This is a genomic window from Armatimonas sp. (assembly GCF_964826245.1).
On sequence record NZ_CBAYMC010000079.1, the window covers coordinates 1 to 16,418 of the forward strand.

17 protein-coding genes are annotated in these 16,418 nt (G+C 58.4%); 10 read left to right on the top strand and 7 right to left on the bottom strand.

The window, feature by feature from the left end; genetic code table 11:
- Positions 1-830, top strand: an 830-nt coding sequence (locus tag AC1XOS_RS09620; protein ID WP_481962002.1) for a hypothetical protein, incomplete at its 5' end; no start/stop codon positions are given.
- Here the strand turns inward: AC1XOS_RS09620 and AC1XOS_RS09625 are convergent.
- From AC1XOS_RS09625 to AC1XOS_RS09650, 6 genes are all read right to left on the bottom strand, one after another.
- A complete protein-coding gene (locus AC1XOS_RS09625; protein ID WP_481962003.1) occupies positions 805-2,073 on the bottom strand; it encodes a glycosyltransferase in 1,269 nt (422 codons plus the stop codon). The genes AC1XOS_RS09620 and AC1XOS_RS09625 overlap by 26 nt on opposite strands.
- Before the next feature lie 3 nt (positions 2,074-2,076).
- Positions 2,077-2,352 (bottom strand): type II toxin-antitoxin system VapC family toxin, encoded by a 276-nt coding sequence (locus AC1XOS_RS09630; RefSeq protein WP_481962004.1) that lies wholly within the window; start codon positions 2,350-2,352, stop codon positions 2,077-2,079.
- A 155-nt stretch (positions 2,353-2,507) separates the two neighbouring features.
- Positions 2,508-2,780 carry a hypothetical protein gene (locus AC1XOS_RS09635; RefSeq protein ID WP_481962005.1) on the bottom strand — a complete coding sequence of 91 codons (273 nt, stop codon included), beginning with the start codon at positions 2,778-2,780 and terminating at the stop codon, positions 2,508-2,510.
- Positions 2,781-2,824: 44 nt separating this feature from the next.
- The gene (locus AC1XOS_RS09640; RefSeq protein ID WP_481962006.1) at positions 2,825-4,069 is read right to left on the bottom strand and encodes a hypothetical protein; all 1,245 of its coding nucleotides are present in this window, start codon (positions 4,067-4,069) and stop codon (positions 2,825-2,827) included.
- A gap of 6 nt (positions 4,070-4,075) precedes the next feature.
- The gene (locus AC1XOS_RS09645; protein ID WP_481962007.1) at positions 4,076-4,810 is read right to left on the bottom strand and encodes a hypothetical protein; all 735 of its coding nucleotides are present in this window, start codon (positions 4,808-4,810) and stop codon (positions 4,076-4,078) included.
- Positions 4,811-4,816: 6 nt separating this feature from the next.
- Complete coding sequence (locus tag AC1XOS_RS09650) at positions 4,817-5,554, bottom strand: hypothetical protein (protein WP_481962008.1); 738 nt, start codon at positions 5,552-5,554, stop codon at positions 4,817-4,819.
- A gap of 31 nt (positions 5,555-5,585) precedes the next feature.
- Here AC1XOS_RS09650 and AC1XOS_RS09655 point away from each other — a divergent pair, with 31 nt between their 5' ends.
- From AC1XOS_RS09655 to AC1XOS_RS09685, 7 genes are all read left to right on the top strand, one after another.
- Positions 5,586-7,352, top strand: a complete 1,767-nt coding sequence (locus tag AC1XOS_RS09655) for a glycoside hydrolase family 65 protein (RefSeq protein ID WP_481962009.1) — start codon at positions 5,586-5,588, stop codon at positions 7,350-7,352.
- Positions 7,349-7,864, top strand: coding sequence for a hypothetical protein (locus AC1XOS_RS09660; protein ID WP_481962010.1), 516 nt, complete (start codon positions 7,349-7,351; stop codon positions 7,862-7,864). Before AC1XOS_RS09655 ends, AC1XOS_RS09660 begins: the two co-directional genes overlap by 4 nt.
- A complete protein-coding gene (locus tag AC1XOS_RS09665) occupies positions 7,849-8,871 on the top strand; it encodes a radical SAM/SPASM domain-containing protein (RefSeq protein WP_481962011.1) in 1,023 nt (340 codons plus the stop codon). The genes AC1XOS_RS09660 and AC1XOS_RS09665 overlap by 16 nt, the downstream gene beginning before the upstream one ends.
- Positions 8,872-8,875: 4 nt before the next feature.
- Positions 8,876-9,517: a hypothetical protein gene (locus AC1XOS_RS09670; protein WP_481962012.1), complete on the top strand. Its 642-nt coding sequence runs from the start codon at positions 8,876-8,878 to the stop codon at positions 9,515-9,517.
- Between the two features lie 5 nt (positions 9,518-9,522).
- Positions 9,523-10,119, top strand: a complete 597-nt coding sequence (locus tag AC1XOS_RS09675) for a nitroreductase family protein (RefSeq protein ID WP_481962013.1) — start codon at positions 9,523-9,525, stop codon at positions 10,117-10,119.
- On the top strand, positions 10,116-11,402 hold the full coding sequence (locus tag AC1XOS_RS09680) for a hypothetical protein (protein ID WP_481962014.1): 1,287 nt from the start codon (positions 10,116-10,118) through the stop codon (positions 11,400-11,402). The genes AC1XOS_RS09675 and AC1XOS_RS09680 overlap by 4 nt, the downstream gene beginning before the upstream one ends.
- 66 nt (positions 11,403-11,468) lie before the next feature.
- The gene (locus AC1XOS_RS09685; RefSeq protein ID WP_481962015.1) at positions 11,469-12,470 is read left to right on the top strand and encodes a sugar phosphate isomerase/epimerase family protein; all 1,002 of its coding nucleotides are present in this window, start codon (positions 11,469-11,471) and stop codon (positions 12,468-12,470) included.
- 236 nt (positions 12,471-12,706) lie between these two features.
- On the opposite strand, the gene AC1XOS_RS09690 is transcribed toward AC1XOS_RS09685, so the two are convergent.
- Positions 12,707-14,542 (bottom strand): SGNH/GDSL hydrolase family protein, encoded by a 1,836-nt coding sequence (locus AC1XOS_RS09690; protein ID WP_481962016.1) that lies wholly within the window; start codon positions 14,540-14,542, stop codon positions 12,707-12,709.
- Between the two features lie 69 nt (positions 14,543-14,611).
- Between AC1XOS_RS09690 and AC1XOS_RS09695 the strand changes: the two genes are divergently transcribed.
- The gene (locus AC1XOS_RS09695; protein WP_481962017.1) at positions 14,612-15,535 is read left to right on the top strand and encodes a C40 family peptidase; all 924 of its coding nucleotides are present in this window, start codon (positions 14,612-14,614) and stop codon (positions 15,533-15,535) included.
- Between the two features lie 7 nt (positions 15,536-15,542).
- Positions 15,543-16,418, top strand: an 876-nt coding sequence (locus AC1XOS_RS09700) for an acyltransferase family protein (protein WP_481962018.1), incomplete at its 3' end; no start/stop codon positions are given.

The following is a 16,418-nucleotide window of genomic DNA, read 5'->3' on the forward strand; positions in this document are numbered from 1 at the left end:
AACCCACTAGTCGCCTGAGCGCCCGCAGCAATGCCGAGCGCTGGCTGACTCGCTTCGCGCCCCTTCTGGAAACGTCCCTGGAGCCTGATGTCGAGACGCTTCGCCAGCTCAAAGAGCTACGGCAAGAGGGAGAGAAGTGCATCCCTGAGCTGAGTGCTTGGGCAACCGAGGACGATCAGATCCTGCTGGCTACGCTCCGTGATGCGCTGAACCACCTGAAGGCCAAAGAGGCGAGCCTACGGCCTTCGTTAGATCCAAGGACAGGAGCGCTGAACCTCACGGAGCTACGCGCCAAAATTGCGGAAGCCTCGGCACGACAAGAGCTGGGTGAGACAGAAGTGGTTCCCAAGAGCTTGGAGCTTCTTCTCACGGGCGGGAACCTTATGGCGGCGGCGGGTATTGGGATGTTTGGCCTGTTCTGGAATAGCTTCACGCTGGTTCACGCGACTTTTATGATCGGGGGAATGTGGAAAGCCTTTGGCCCCATGGCGCTCTTTCTGCTGGCGTTCTACTCGCTCTTCTTTGGGGCGGGTTTTATGATGGCAAAAAACGCTCTGGACACGGCGTCCAAAGAGGAGCTTCTCCTACAAGAGGGCACGCTGACGATTCGAAAAACCCTAGGGTTCTGGGTGCGTGCGAAGAAGATCGTGCTGGGCCCACAGAGCCGCGTGGGGCTGGAGGTTCCTCAGGTTCGACAGAAAGGCTCCCGCGCCATGGTAATCACGGTCAACGATGCCGAGGGCAAGAGTCACCAATTTGGCCTTACCGCCCCGGAGCATCTCAAGAGCGAGTATGTCCGGCAGCTCAATGCGATTCTTGCAGCATCCTGAGGAGCGCCTCAGCGGCATCCGGCGAGTGGTTGTCACTCTCGCGCCAGCGCTTGCCCGCCTCGCGAAGTAGCTTTTCCTCGCTGATTCCGCTTTGGTGGGCAGCAAAGAGCAGGCCCGGATCGCAGAGCAGTGTGGCCTCATCCAGGCGCACCTGGTCAAAGACCAGCGCCAGGATCTCCTCAGCAGCGGCAAGTGCCCCGTTCTGGGGGGCGAGCTTAGGAATATTTGTTGGAAGGCTCGCCAGACCCGCCGCAATCGCCTCGGCACTTAGGTCCGTTAGTCGAACACCGGCACCTGCCGCGACGCAGCGCTCGACGCGTGCTTCTTGATCGTCCCAGCCCCGTGCCAGTGGCAGAAATAAGCACGGGACGCCGCTGTGGAGCAGCTCCCACACGGAGTTGAAGCCACCCGCTGTGATCGCGCCGTCAAAAGCCCGAAAGCACTCACTCAGCACCGGTCGCCGCGTCCACGAGACATTGGGCGCGGGAAACTCGCGCCCGCGGTAGAGCATTCCCGCCCCGAGCGTGAAGTGAATCTCCGGGAGTGCTCGCGCTGCTGTTACCAATTGCTCAAAAAGCGCCTCCGCGTCTTTATCCCCGCCACCGCCTGTGGAGGCATAGAGCGCCTTTACCCCCTCGGGAATCCCCAGCCGTGCACGGGCCTCGGCTTTCTCATAGGTCTCCTCCACCGAGCGCAGCAGAATCGGTGGAACCCCGACGGCCTTCTCTTGCGCAAACTCTGGCAGAGGTGTGTCGTTGGTGCCGTCTTCCTCGGGCAGGATGATCTTGTCGTAGCCACGCAGCGCACTCTGAAACGTCGGCTGGTTTGCGACTTCGGGCCGCACGGCGCGGCACACAAAGACATTCTTACTCCCGAGGTCTAGCACGTCGTAGAGCTCGTGGAAGCTGCCTGCCGGAAACGTGTCCACCAATAAAATATCGGGCGAGAACAGATTGATCGCGTTCCATACCCACTGCTTGCCCAGCTTCCGATAGCGTGCCGCGCTAAAGCCGCCGCCGCTGACGATATTTTTCGAGGGAATCTTAAAGGCCGGAAAGTCGTGCACCAGCGCAAGTCCATCGCCCTCACTCGATGTCAGAATCACCAGCTCCAGCGGCTCCCCGAGTGCCCAGCAAAGCCGCCGAAGCTGGCGTGCAATCGCAATCGTGCGCGTCAGATGCCCCAGCCCCAGGCCATTGACAGCATAGCAAAGCACCCTCAGCGGAGTATTAGGACGCCGCATGAGCTACTCCGTGCGTGTCCAGTCAGCAATGGTTAGGTCGGGAACACGTCCGAAATCTCGGGTATTTCGTGTGACGACAGTGGCATTACATCCTAAAGCAATGGCTGCAATACGCAGATCCATCTTGCCAATGTTGAGTTTTTGAGTGAGTAAGTTACGGTATGTCAGTATGGCATCTTGGGAGAACCCTAAAATGGGTAATCGGCCCACGAAGCGTACGGTTTGTGCGAGGCGGTCATAGGCACGCTCTAGCTCAGAATCCGAACGAAGCTGTCGCATTAGGGTGTACCACCCTGAGAGTTGCTCTTCGACGGTAATTGCCGTAATGGCTACCTCATTTGGGTCGGTTTCTTGGAGCTTCTGAATGATCGCCGTGTTGCCTTGACGTAACAGAGTGAGCGTATCCGTATCAAGAATAAATTGTGGCATGGGAATCAGTAGTTAGGATCTGCTTCTTTTTCATCTCGATAGGTTCGCATCGCGGCTACCCAATCGTCAACGAGAGGGTCGTCCTTGAGGTCACCTGCTATTGCCAAGAAAGGATTGGTAGGGGGGAGATCAAGCATTGCAATAGACTTACCGCTACGGAGCATCTGCTGGAGGGCACGGATGGCTTCATCTGCACTTGGGCCTTCTGCAACGAGATCCCACGCTTTGGCGCGGAAGATGTGCGCACTGATCTGCTCCACAAGAACGGGTACCTGCATGATGATTCCTCCTGAACGATCTTACCGAGAACTATTTTATCGCCTTACGAGTCGTCGCGGTTCCAGGAGCTATCGGAAGCGCTGGAGTCGTAGCCGGGGCGCTCGTAGGCGTAGTTGGGGTTGGCTTCGTGGTACTGGGCCACTTCGGGGATAAAGTTGCCATCTATGCGCCCGTCGGTGATGACGTCCCACCACAGAAACTCTTCCAGCAGCGAGGGGCGGTAGTAGTCGTCGTAGACATAGACCACTTCGGTGACGCGCTCGTAGCGATCCCCGAGCTTCTGGTAGCGCCCGGTGCGTCCGAAGCGCTTGTCCCACTGGTCTTGTGAGAAGTCTTTATTGCGGTAGCGGTAGCGGTCGGTGTCGTAGCGCATTTTCTCCTCGCGCAGCTTCCCCGAGCGCTCTAAAAGCCCCGCCAAGTCTTCCTCGATCTTGTTGTGGGTCTCTTCCAGATACTTGATCTGGTGCGTCACGCCATCTATCGCCAGCCCCGCGCGTTTTGCCGCTTCGGGGTCGGGGAGCTTGTCGGTGCCCCGGACGGCGGCGTATGCGGCCAGGTCTTCTCCGACACGGGCACGGGCCTGCTTGGGCAAGTCCGCCTGCTCCGCCGTGAGCTTCTCGTGCTCCCAGATCAGTGCCTCGATGGCCGCCTGCTCGCCCTTGAGCCGCCCGACACGCTCCCCGAGAACCGTGTTCTGCTCCACCCGGTCGTTGTAGCGCTGGACGAGCTCGGCAAAGTTGCTGGCTCCCAGCGCCGCCACGGCTTTATCGGCGTTCTTCCAGTCCGTGAGATACTCGCCTTTGAAGAAGCGGAAGATGCCCTGATGCGGGTAGCGTGGCGTTCCCCACTCGCGCCGGATCAGCTCACTTACGCCCGGCTGGCTTTGGAGCTTGGTCAGCTCGCGCTTGGCTTCGTTAAAGAGCGGCTCGACTTCCCGAAGCTCGGTCTCTAGGCGCAGCTTGCGGATCTCTCGCTCGGCAAACTGCGGGTTGGCCGCGAGCGCGGCGAGGCGCTCTCCAACTTTCTTGCCGCGCTCTTGCACCTCGTTGTAGCCCCACAAAAGCGCTGGAGCCCCCAGCTGCTCGGCGAGCTGCGTGACGCTTTCTGTACTGAGTCCTCCTGGAAAGCTGGCATCGGCGAGCTGCGCTTGGGCATCTTCGAGGCGCTCCTGAAGCCCGGCTTGCTTCTCTGCATTGCTCTTGCGCAGCCCCTCAAAGCGGTTGGCATGGGCATCGTACTGCCGAAGCTCCACATCGGCGGCCCGGACAAAATCATCGACATCGTACATAGAGCTTCATTTCGCGATCTGAGTCAGATACTCCTCTGCTGATGCGCAAACATGGCCGCGCGTGTGCTGGAGCACGGCCCGCTCCGCCACGTTCTTGAGGCTTGTGTCCTTGATGCTTCCTAGCGCCAGCAGTCCTGCCACGGCCAGCGGCTCGAAGAACGCATTATGGCGTGCTTCATCTATGGCCTTTCGGGTGGCGATCTGAAGGCCGGTGCGCTGCTCCAGTGTCAGGCGGAAAAGCTCATCGGTGGGGGTGCGGGCCAGAAGAGAGGCCAGCCGGTCGCGCACAGGGTTTTGAAGTGTCGCGCTCTCCCAGGCTAGGGACGCAAGCGCCAAGAGTGCGCCAAGCTCAGTCCGCTCCACCCGCTTCACCCGGTCAACTAAGAGCGTCGCAACCGCCTCGACCCGCTGGAGAGATTTCCTCTTGTTGCTATCTCGCCACCCCCCGGAAGTGAACAGGAAGATATAAAACGGAAAATGGATCAACTTGTGTGAGTGCCAGTAGTAACCGATGCAGATTAGGATGTAGACACTTAGCAAGGCAAATATTAGATATTTCCGATGGCGAATCCTTTGGTGTTCTTTCTTGAGCAGGCGCGTCAGCAGTGGGATTGCGGCCTCGGGTTCGTAGCGGGCTAGCTCGCGCTCCGCATCCACGACTCCCTGATTTTTGACGATCTGAGCCAGGCGCTTCTCGCGCTCTTTTTCGGTTCGGGTTTGCTGAACCTGCATCTGCATCATTAGGGTTTAGTGTACCGCGCTGAGGTACTCCACGGCGGCGGCTTGGACCGCCGTCCCTGGCAGTGCCATCGCACGGGTGGCTTGCTCCCGGAGCGCGGGGTCTTGGAGGGTTCCCAGGGCAAGAAGCCCGGCACTGGCGAGGGTGGTGAAGCGGTCGTCTTTGCGAACGCTGACCAGCGCGTTTGCTGTCACCGTGCGTAGAGCCGCCCGCTGCGCCTCGGTGAGGGTAAGTAGCTCCGATACCGGCGAGCGAACCAGCGCCACTTCCAGAAAAGCCCGGCAGGTGTCGCGCTCATTGCGGGAGCCAAAAAGCCCGGACTCTGCGATGATAAGAACCGCGCCAAGGCTCTGCCGACTCCCGCGCTGGATACACGCGGAGGCAACAAACTGCGCGTTCTTGCCTCGAAGCGTCGCTGACTTGCTGACTGAGGTCACAACTCCATGCACGATGCGAAGCGCGATTCCCACACCGATGTAGGTTACGAACTCACTCTGACGAAACGTGGTAACAAACCAGAGGACGAAGGCCACACCGCTTGCTCGATTAAAAAGCTTGCCCAGCGTGCGCCGCAGCTTCTGCCGACGGCGCTCACGCACCAGAATCGCCGCCAGCGCTTCTAGAACCTGCTCAGGGTCGTAGAAGGCAAGCGTGGTCTCGACCAAGCGCAGGTCACGGCGGTTGAGCTGGCGCGTGAGATCGCTTTGTAGGGAGGGAGGCAGGACGCTTTGCGGTCGAAGAGACACAGTCTCCAGTATAGCGGTAAAATAGACGCGTATGAATCGCCGCCGTTTTCTCGTTTTTATTCCTCTGTCCGCGCTTGCTCTCGGTCTAGGACTGGCCGGGTGCCCAAGGCCTGAAGACCCCGCGCCGACACCCAACAACCCCATCGGCAAGACAGGCTCCGCCGACACCGGAGCCTTCAAAGACCTCGACCCGTGGATTCTCAAGACCACCGACCTGAGCGCCAACCGAGGCAACCACGGAATCTATCTGAGCAACGGAACACTGGGCGTGACTTTCGGTGCCAATGGCGGGGCGGATAAGAATAGCATCGCGTTCTCCGCGGGGGGCTACGATGACAAAGAGAGCTTGAAGCCTAGTGGGCAGTGGCCTTCGACTCTACACCCCGCACCGGTGGCAGGGGTAGCCTACGAGCAGACCCTCGACCTGCGTCAGGGGATCTTGACCACCAAACAAGGCGTGACCACGGTGACATCCTTTGTCTCCCTAGCAAACTCAGCGATCTGTGTGGTGAATGGCTTGCAGGGGATTGAGTGGGAGTTTGCAAAGGGCGAAGCCCCTGACTACGACAAAGAGCTTACCGCCCACAAAGCGGCTTGGGAAAAACGGTGGGCGGGGCGCGATATTGTGATTGAGGGCGATCCCGAGGCGCAGCAGTTAGTCCATAAGCTGATGTTCGATCTGATCCAGTCGGTGCAGCCGGAGGGGCAGTTCTCGATTGCGCCCGAGGGGCTCTCGGGGGATTTCTACAAAGGCCATATCTTCTGGGACGCCGAGGTCTGGATGTTTCCGGCGCTTCTGGCGCAGCATCCCGATCTGGCCAAGACGATGCTGGAGTATAGATTTAGCCACCTCGCGCAGGCAAAGGCGCAGGCGGCAAAGCAGAGCTGTAAGGGTGTAGATTTTCCCTGGGAGTCGGCGAAATCGGGCAACGAGACCGCGCCTGGTGGCTTCTCGGAGGGGCGGCACGTGACGGCGGGCGTGGGCTGGGCGACGTGGCAGTACTGGCTCGCGACGGGCGATAAAGCCTGGCTGGAGTCGCGGGGCTGGCCGCTGCTCTCGGGGATTGCGGAGTACTTTGCCAGTAAGGTCAAGAAAAACGCGGCAGGCGGCTACGATCTAGGGCCACTCACCGGACCGGATGAGCTGCACATGGGCGTGACCAACAACGCCTACACCAATGCGATGGTGCTCAACTGCCTGAGCGCCGCCACCGAGGCCGCTAAGCTACTCGGAAAACCGACCAACCCGGTCTGGGCGAGCGTCGCAAAGGGCTTGGTGATCCCGAAAAACGCCGATGGGGTGATCCTGCGCTGTGATGGCGATGATGGCAAGCCGGGCACGAAGCAGGCCGATGGCGAGCTCTTGCTCTGGCCCGCGCAGCACCCCGACGCCGACGCCAAGACCTTTGACTTCCATAAAAAGCGCCCGATTAAAAACGGCCCCGCCATGACCGACTCGGTGCACGCCCTGATCGCCGCCCGCCTAGGCCGTGCCGATGAGGCCGAAGAAGAGTTCCGCGCCAGCTACCGCCCGTTTGTCCGTGGGCCGTTCTTGCTCTTCTCCGAGAAACGGAGCCTAGATCGGTGCGTCTTCACCACGGGCTGTGGGGGCGTCTTGCAGGCGGTTCTCTATGGCTTTGGCGGTCTGGACTTTACGCACTGGGAGACAATTGAGAAAGCACCCGTCGCACTGCCCAAGGGCTGGACGAAGCTCGAAATTCAAGGCGTGAGCTATCAAGGCAAGCGCTACACACTCACCGTGACGCCGCAAGGGCGCACGCTTAAGGCACAACCATGAACTACAACACCTTTGTAAAACTGCGCGGCGTCGGCTGCGTCGCCCTGATCGCCGCCCCGCTCGCATTTTTCGTTTTCCGCCCGAAGGCAAACAACGCACCTGCGCCCGCGGCCCCGCCGCCGGTTGCTGTGTCAACCTCCCCCGGCGCTGAAGCGCCACCCCCTCCGGCAAGCGAAGGAGGAGCTGGGCAGAGCGTGGAGGGTGGCTTGTCCGATGTAGACCGTGAAGTTCTCAAGATGCAGAAAGAGCCGCTGGACAAAGGCACGCCCGATGCCAAAGGCCCCAAGTGGCGCGTGAAGAGTGGGAGCGTGGTGATCGAGCTGCGCTGCGATCAAGACAAGGGCTACACCACCTGGAACCGCGCCAAGGTGGATGCCAACAACAACAAGCAGTTCGATGAGACGTGGGCCTTCAAAAAAGACGGCACGGTCGAGCGCAAAGTCGCGCCGGGCGACGATCAGAACTACACCCAGACCTTTGTGCTCGATGGAGACAAGTGGGTCGCGAAGTAGCCCGCCTGCACGAGACGCGGCTTAATCTCCTGCCGACGGTCGGGCCGCAGAGTGTGAGCGTCGTGCTGACCAATGCCTGCAACCTGCGCTGCCTGACCTGCTGGAGCTACTCGCCACTCCGAAATACTCTCCCGATGGCGGACTGGCGACGGAAACGCCTTGATCGTGCGCTGCTCCAGCCACTCTTTGCGGAGCTGGCCGCACTGGGCACCGAGCGCGTGATCTTCACCGGCGGCGGCGATCCGCTGGCGCACCCTGAGTGCCTCGATGTCTTTGGCGATGCGCGGCAGGCAGGTTTGAAAGTCACGCTGATCTCGAACCTCACACTGGTTCGGAGCCGCGAGGCGTTTCTGGCGCTCAAGCTCACCACGATCCTGGCCAACTTCTCTTGTGCCGACCCCGAGACCTATGTCGCCTTTCATCCGGGCCGCACCGAGGCCGATTTTCACACCCTGATTGCGCTGCTCAAAGAAGTCGTCGCTTCGGGGACGCAGCTCAAGCTGGTCTTTGTGGTCTGCGCGGTGAACTGCCATGTTCTGGGAAAAGCCCTCATGCTCGCCAAAGAGCTGGGCGCCTCGGTTCAGTTCAAGCTGATGAGCGCCATCGACGAAACCCAGTCGCTCGTGCTGAGCGAAGCCCAGCGCGAGGCACTCTTTGCCGAGCGAGCGCAGCTAGAGAGCATCGGAGCCAACGCAAACTTACACACGTTCTACACCGAGCTCTCGGGCAGCGCACCGGATCGCTTTCCGATAGATGAAGTCGGCTGCTACGCAGGCCACTGGTATGCTAGAGTGGACGGCGATGCCAATGTCCGTTTTTGTTGCAACCCGAACTCCGAGCTAACGCTCGGCAATCTCCACGAAACGCCGTTCACCGAACTCTGGCGTTCACAAGCCTGGCACGCCCTCCGCACCCGCCTCCGCTCCGGCGACTTCCTCCCCGGCTGCGAGCGCTGCGGCAAGTTCGACCTGAACCTGAAAGTAAAACATTTGCTAGCGGAGTCCTGATGCCATGAAAGAAATCATTGACCGAATCTCTCCCGACTATACGCTTTTGAAAAGTGCCAATGTACTCAGGGAACTTAAAGTTACTGAGGTTCAACGGAAAGCAATTGTGGATGCTTGGATGAAAGGGGAGGCGGATCACCAGGCGGCAATAAAACGAGAGCCAAGACTTGCCTTTGTCCAATTGGCACACTTCGACAAGGTGGCAATGTATACCCTTCCTCACTTGAAAAGAGTTCCTCTGAATCAAGAGCAACTACGATCTCTTAAACGCCTACGATTGCGTCAGTGGGATATTTATTGCCTTACGTTCACCGACGTCCAAATGGCTCTTGGGCTTTCTGGATTTGGCTTCTACAATGCTTGGGATAAAATTGACCAAGAGCATTGGCAAGCTTGGCATCGCTACCTTAAAGGAAATCATATTCCAAAGGGAACGGGAACAGCGAGTATGGACTGGGATCTTCGTAAGAAAAGTCCGACGGAACAAGCCCAAGCTCAGCGCTGGAGGGCTCAGTGGGGCGTAGCTCGCTTTCGGAAAAAGTGGGAGGCCGTCAAACAAACTCTTTCTCCAAAACAGTGGCGTGCTTTGGTGGAACTCCTTGGCTACGAGCCGCTGGGAACTCCGACCCCGTATTCTGGGTCTTGAGGGGCATGGGAAAACCGACTCTCAACGACCACACTATTCTGGAGCCGCTCCGCCAGCGCTGGAGCCCCCTTGCTTTTGACCCGAAGCCCGTCCCTGCTGAGACGCTTCTCTCGCTTTTTGAGGCCGCCCGCTGGTCCGCGTCGTGCTTTGGCGAGCAGCCGTGGCGCTTTATTGTCGGCGTGAAGGCGAACGATCTGGCCACGTTTGAGAAGCTGGCAAGCACGCTGGTTCCGGGGAACTCCTGGGCGAGCAAGGCTCCTGTGCTGATCCTGGGGGTCGCTAAAAAGACCTTTGCTCACAACGGCAGTGAGAATCGCTTTGCGTCGTACGATGTCGGCCAAGCCGTCGGGCAGCTCACGGTGCAGGCCGCGGCTGCGGATCTCTACCTTCATCAGATGGGGGGCTTTGATGCCGCCAAGGCGCAGGAAATCTTCGCCATCCCCGATGACTTCGCGCCACAAGCATTGATCGCGCTGGGCTATCTTGGCGAGGCAGAGCTCCTGGGCGATGAAGGCCAGAAAGCGCGGCACAACAACCCCGCTCGCGCCCGAAAGCCGCTCTCGGAGCTGGTGTTCTCGGAGTGGGAAACACCGGCGTTTTGATCTCGCCGCGCTACTTCGGAATTCGCGTGGTGGATGCTGCCACGGGGCGTGGCGTGCCATTGGTCGAGCTGCGGACGACCAACGACGTTGCCTATATCACCGATAGCGCGGGGTGGATTGCCTACGATGAACCAGGCCTGATGGGCACGAAGATCTGGTTTGCGATCAAGAGCCATGGCTACGAGTACCCCAAAGATGGCTTTGGCTACTCCGGTGTCGCGCTGATCCCAAAGCCAGGCGAGGCGGCGACGATTAAGCTGCCACGCAAGAATATCGCGGAGCGGCTCTATCGGGTGACGGGGCAGGGCATCTACCGCGACTCGCAGCTCTTGGGAAAGCCCGTGCCCAAGGGAATCGCGCAAATCAACGGACGTGTCATGGGCCAGGACTCGGTGCTCGTGGCGCTCTATAAAGGCAAGCTTCACTGGTTTTGGGGGGATACGTCGCGCCCTGAGTATCCCCTGGGGCAGTTTGGAACCGCCGGGGCGACTTCCGATCCGCGCGACAACCCCGACGAGGCGATTCGGCTACGCTACTTTGTGGACGAAAAAACCGGCTTCTCCCGCCCGATGTTTCCGAGTCCCAAAGGCCCCGGCCCGGTCTGGATCACCGGGCTTGCTGTGATTGAAGGCGGCAGCAAGCTGGTGTGTCTTTACAGTCGAATGAAGGACTTGGGGACGTGCGTGGAGCGTGGTCTTGCGGTCTTCAACGATGCGAAAGCCTGCTTCGAGCCCGTCGCCGAGTTCGATCCTAAACAACCCGAGCCGCTCACGGGGCACCCCTTTTTGCACGATGGCTGGCTCTACGGAACGTACGAGGGGGGCGCGCCCAAGCCTTGTGTTCGGGTCAAGCCGACGCTGGCAGCCATGAAAAACCTCAAGAGCTACGACCACTTTACGGAGCCGAAGCTGAGCCTAAAAGACGCGAAAACGGGCGATCTCATCAGCAACCACGGCGGCTCGGTGTTTTGGAACGCCTATCGCCAGCGCTGGGTGATGATCTTGCTGGAGAAGCTCGGAAAGTCTAGCAATGTCGGGGAGGTCTGGTACGCAGAGGCCAAAGACTTGAGCGGGCCGTGGGACAGGGGCGTTAAGATCGTCACGCATGACAAAATGGATTTTTATAACGTGACGCAGCACCCGTACTTTGACCGGGGACGCTATCTCTACTTCGAGGGAACCTATGTCAACACGTTCTCCGGAAACCCTGAGGCCACGCCCCGCTACAACTACAACCAGATTCTCTACCGCCTCGATCTGGAGGAGAAGCGCCTTCGGGTGTAGAAACAGAGCACAGATACAATCGCGCCGTGCGGGCGCGATAAATTTCATGAAGGAAATAAACAAGACATGAAGATCGGAATCTTCACCGCGCTGTTCCACGATCGCCCGATCGAGGCAGCGCTCGACTATATCGCAGAGGCGGGCATTCAGTCCGTTGAGCTAGGTGGCGGAGCCTATCCGGGAAGCCGTCACTTAGACGACATGGGCGGCGCAAAGGCGCTGGCCACCGATGCGGGCAAGCGCAAGAAGCTGGTACAGGCCATCGAGAGCCGCGGGCTGATTCTCTCCGCGATCTCCGTGCACGGCAACCCACTGCACCCCAACAAGAAGATCGCCGAAGAGCACCACCAGGCGTTCGAGGATGCGGTTCTCCTGGCCGAGGCGCTCCACGGTGATGGGATCATGCCCCAAGCGACCGTCAATGGCTTCTCCGGCTGCCCTGGCGACTCATCCCGCGCCAAGAACCCGAACTGGGTGACCTGCGCCTGGCCCGATGAGTTCCGCGAGATTCTAGACTATCAGTGGCGTGTCGCCGCTCGCTACTGGCGTGCCCAGAACCGTTTCCTCAAGCAGCACAACTGTGTCTTTGCGATCGAGATGCACCCCGGTTTTATCTGCTACAACAACGACACGCTCCTGAAGCTGCGCAAAGTGGCGGGGGATCGTATCGGTGTGAACTTTGATCCATCGCACTTGTGGTGGCAGGGCATTGACCCGCTGGCCGCTGTTAGAGAGCTAGGCGAGGCCGGAGCGCTGTTCCACTGCCACGCCAAGGACACTCGCATTGACCCGCAGAACAGTGGCGTCAACGGGAACTTAGACACGCAGAGCTACGGCGACATTGCCAATCGCTCCTGGGTCTTCCGCTCGGTGGGCTACGGCCACGATGAAGCCTGGTGGAAGGACTTTGTTAGCGTCCTGCGCATGGTCGGCTACGACTACGTGCTCTCGATCGAGCACGAGGACGGCCTGATGTCCAGCGCCGAAGGTCTGCACAAGGCCCTCGATGTCCTCAAGCGCTCGGTGATCTCTGAGCAACCTGGCCCCATGTTCTGGGCGAAGGACTAGGCCCCTCCTCCCCTGCCCCCTCCTCCCAGGATTGGGAGGAGGGCTTCATGCAGATTCTCCAATACAAGCCGACCCGATCAATAAGCTCGATGCCGGGGAGCTTGCCGTTTGCCAAAGAGCATCAGGCGGTGGTGCGAAAGAGCTTACTGGTTCCGAGAATGGGTGCGCACGCCCTGTGGGGCAAGACGAGCTCGTCAAGCGCCTCACCCAATAGTGACTTAGGAGAAAAGAGAGCCCTAAGAAACGAGGAAGTACACCACGCGAAGTGCCGTGCCCGTGCCCTTCGGGTGGCGCTTTCCAGAGAGCGTTACCGTGAGGGTATGTGCACCTAGCTTGAGGTCGTCGGCGAGGATCACGGCCCAGGGAAGGTGGAGCCCACCGCTCCAGGGAGTGAAGGTGTCTTGCGCGGGGTAGGGCTTGCCATCTAAGACCACCTCCAGCGTCCCGGTGTCTGGCCCGGCGGCAATCATCAGGCCGACGGCCTTGCCCGTAAATGTGAGCGTAAAGTGGCTCCCTGGTGTGGTGCTGATAAGCGCCGGAACTCTCACAAAGCCTTCCCGAGTGCCCTTCCCATCGGTGGGCTGCCACGATGGATCCAGGGTGAAACCAACAAGCTGCGTCGCTTCGCTGGGGAGCACATAGCGTCCCGAGGCATAGCTACGGCCATCTACAGGTTTAGGGAGGGGCAGTGGCTTGTTGGGACGTGGCGTGCTTAGCGCAGTATCCAGCAGGTGCGTGATGCTATTGGCGTAGAGCTGGTGCCCAAAAGGCGAGGGGTGAAGGTCTTTGAAGTCTTGCTCCCACGTAAACTCACCCGCGGCGATGCGCTCGGCCACCTCACGGGTAAGATCCAGTGACGGATTCTGGTAGCGCTCGGCTACTTTCTCATGCTGCACCACAGCCACCGGCATCTTGCCTTGTTTCCAGCTCTGGACGTGCTCGGGCATGGCAAAGTGCAGGTGCACAATGTCGCAGTGGGGGAGCGCTGCTCGGACATGGCGCACCACGCCTTCTAAGCCCAGGACCATCCGCTCGGGCGTGGTGAAGTTACTCGGATCGTTGACCGCCGCTTCCACAAAAAGTAAGTCGGGCGTGCCTTGGGCCAAAACATCTGTCTCCAGTCGAAACGCGTGAGGGACAGAGCCCAGTGACGGAATACCAGCGCGGATAAAAGTGAACTGGGTCTTGGGAAAGCGTGCCACCAGCCACTGCTCCACACGGTCGCGCCAGCCATTTTGTGAGTACGTGATGGAGCCTCCCAGAAACGCCACAGTGGCTTTTGGACCAAAAGCTTTCAAGCCACGGCGTAGCGTGTGGTAGCTCTTACCACGAGTGAATCGCTTGAAAAACTCGGCACTCTCGGCCACCGCGGGGAGAGGGAAGTGGTGGCCTTGGCTCTCCGGCGTTCCCTCGGCCACAGTCACCAGCTCCATCGTCGCTCCCCACTTCTTGAGCCGTCGCTGCGCCTCTAGCGTATTCTCTTCGGCAGGCACCACTCTATCATTGAGGCTAACCACATGGCGTAGGGGAATCTTTGCCTTGGCAATGGTGGGGAGTAGGTCTAAGGGATTTTGTGCATAGGCAAGCGCTTCCGCCTCACCTGGGAAACCATAGCGCTCCAAGGCAATCTTCCAGACTGCAGGGGCTCCGACTCCCGCGCCTTTGCCACCAGGCCAGCTCTTGATATCCATGACGGGGGTATCGGCATAGAGTGCGGCGACTCTCTCGGGGTGACGGGCGGCATAGCGGTAGGCATAGAGTCCACCACGGCTGACAGCCTCCAAGGCGGGCTTGACTGCCAGCCCCCGGTTCTTGGTCACTTCTTCATAGAAAGCGTCCCAGAGGTCAAGTGCCGCATCGCAGCCCAGCATCTCGCCCGTCTCTAAGTAACCGATGTGCCAGCCCGACGCCAGAAGCACTTTATCTATTTCCGCATGGAAGTCCGGACACGATGCCCGCCAGACCCAGGGCTTTCCCGGTTGTGCGGACTTTGGTTCTGTCAGCCAGCCTTCTTTACCTGCCACAGAAAAAGAGACACGTCGAAACCCAAACCAATCAGTGATGCGATCCATAGAGAGAGTATGCCTGAGAAATTCAGAAAAACCTTGCTAAATAGGCAATTTTCGCCGATAATCACTTCTGTGAAGATCGTAACTGGTGTACTACCCCTGATTGCCCTGCTCGCTCCGACAGCTTGGGCACAAGGCGGCTCCCTCGACGTGACTGTCAATACGGGGGCGACGTCTTCCTCAGCAGCGACACGTGGTGTGGCTGCGCCGTCACTGACGGTTGCAAAAGCCCCACAGACCAAAAGCCTGCCCCCGATCCCTAAAAAAACAACGCCGAGCCGAGGAAGTCTCTCCAGTCGCTCAGGTCGGCCCCAAGATCAGCCGCAGTCTGCACCCGCTTCGGTGACCGTACGACCCGCCAAAGTGGCCGTGGACTCCCTTGCCATCCGCTCCACGCGTATCGCCTCCAGCAAGGTTCTTTCGACGGCTACTCGTGGGCAGACACTGGCTGTGATCTCGGAGATGGACGATCTCTATGGGGTGCTGATGGTGAACAACACCATTGGCTGGGTGCCAAAAGATGCAATGGAGCTTCTTGATTACAACACCGAGATCACGCTCGCCAGCACTCCCAGCGAGCCGAAAACGACAACTTCAAGTGGCTTGGCAGATCGCAGTGGCCTGACAGAGCGACAGCGCCAAGTACTACGTGAGGCATTTTCCTACATGGGAGTGCCGTATGTCTGGGCGGGAAACACACGCTCTGGGCTTGATTGCTCTGCCTTCACGAAGAATGTTTTTTCCACGATCGGCGTAGATCTCCCCCGTCACTCAGGCCATCAGATTCAGGTGGGCCGCACGATCACCGATACGGGGAACCTGATCGCAGGGGACCGACTGTACTTTGCCATGAAGGGCGGCTCTACGATCACCCATACGGGTATCTATATTGGCGAAGGCTTCTTTATCCACGCTTCCAGCAACCATAAATGTGTGGATGTTGATCCACTCTTCAAGAGCTACGTGAACAAGCTCGTCGCTATTCGCCGCGATTAGTTTCGTCATGAGCAAACCTCCGCTGCGTCTTTCTTATCTAAGTTTGGACTTATGGCGGGGGGTAGCAAGCTTGATGGTGGTGATCTATCACACTGCGGGAGTTCATTCTTACCATCACAAAGAACTTATAGCTTCTTCTATATTTCGTCTTGCGGAGTATGGCTGGCTTGGTGTTCAGATGTTTTTTGTGATCAGTGGCTTTTGTATTGCCAATGCAGCTGTTATCTCATTGAGCCGTGACCCGCACTCACGAGATTTTTTTCTTGCTCGATTTCGTCGGATCTTTCCCCCTTACTGGTGCTCACTAGTCGTGTTTTTTATCTTGCTAAAGATAACAAGTTATCTAGCATCGAATAAATTTGCTGCAGGGAATGGATTTTCTGAAGGGGTAGATGGGCTTTTTAGTTCTAACTATATTCTTTTGAATTTATTTTTAGCTCAGAACTTAATAACTACTATTACACATTTTTCCTGGAATATTCCTAGTATCTTGCCGATTAGCTGGACTTTATGCTATGAGTTGGCATTTTATATTCTTATTGGTCTTGCGCTGGTTACGGTTGGGCGGCGTTATGGGGCACGTCTGATGCTACGGTCGCTTCATTGTCTGACTCTTCTCTGTGTTCTGGCTAATGCTATTTGGGGGAATCTTGTACCCTACCCTTTTTGTATGTGGCCAAATTTTGGGCTTGGAGTACTTGTCTATGATGTTTTAGGGAATGCGAAAGATCGTGAATCTCGCAGATGGTTTGGTTTTATTTTTATTTCACTCCTGGCTACGCTAGTTAGAACCGACTATTCTCTTGGTATTATTCAACCCTTTCGTCTCAGTACCGTCGTTTCTCTTTTCTTTGCTTTGTTATTAATTGTCCTGCACCCGCTT

Bases quoted from the DNA above. Each gene is read 5' to 3' on its own strand.
- AC1XOS_RS09625 (WP_481962003.1), bottom strand. From the start codon at position 2,073: ATGCGGCGTCCTAATACTCCGCTGAGGGTGCTTTGCTATGCTGTCAAT.
- AC1XOS_RS09630 (WP_481962004.1), bottom strand. From the start codon at position 2,352: ATGCGACAGCTTCGTTCGGATTCTGAGCTAGAGCGTGCCTATGACCGC.
- AC1XOS_RS09635 (WP_481962005.1), bottom strand. From the start codon at position 2,780: ATGCAGGTACCCGTTCTTGTGGAGCAGATCAGTGCGCACATCTTCCGC.
- AC1XOS_RS09640 (WP_481962006.1), bottom strand. From the start codon at position 4,069: ATGTACGATGTCGATGATTTTGTCCGGGCCGCCGATGTGGAGCTTCGG.
- AC1XOS_RS09645 (WP_481962007.1), bottom strand. From the start codon at position 4,810: ATGATGCAGATGCAGGTTCAGCAAACCCGAACCGAAAAAGAGCGCGAG.
- AC1XOS_RS09655 (WP_481962009.1), top strand. From the start codon at position 5,586: ATGAATCGCCGCCGTTTTCTCGTTTTTATTCCTCTGTCCGCGCTTGCT.
- AC1XOS_RS09660 (WP_481962010.1), top strand. From the start codon at position 7,349: ATGAACTACAACACCTTTGTAAAACTGCGCGGCGTCGGCTGCGTCGCC.
- AC1XOS_RS09670 (WP_481962012.1), top strand. From the start codon at position 8,876: ATGAAAGAAATCATTGACCGAATCTCTCCCGACTATACGCTTTTGAAA.
- AC1XOS_RS09675 (WP_481962013.1), top strand. From the start codon at position 9,523: ATGGGAAAACCGACTCTCAACGACCACACTATTCTGGAGCCGCTCCGC.
- AC1XOS_RS09685 (WP_481962015.1), top strand. From the start codon at position 11,469: ATGAAGATCGGAATCTTCACCGCGCTGTTCCACGATCGCCCGATCGAG.
- AC1XOS_RS09690 (WP_481962016.1), bottom strand. From the start codon at position 14,542: ATGGATCGCATCACTGATTGGTTTGGGTTTCGACGTGTCTCTTTTTCT.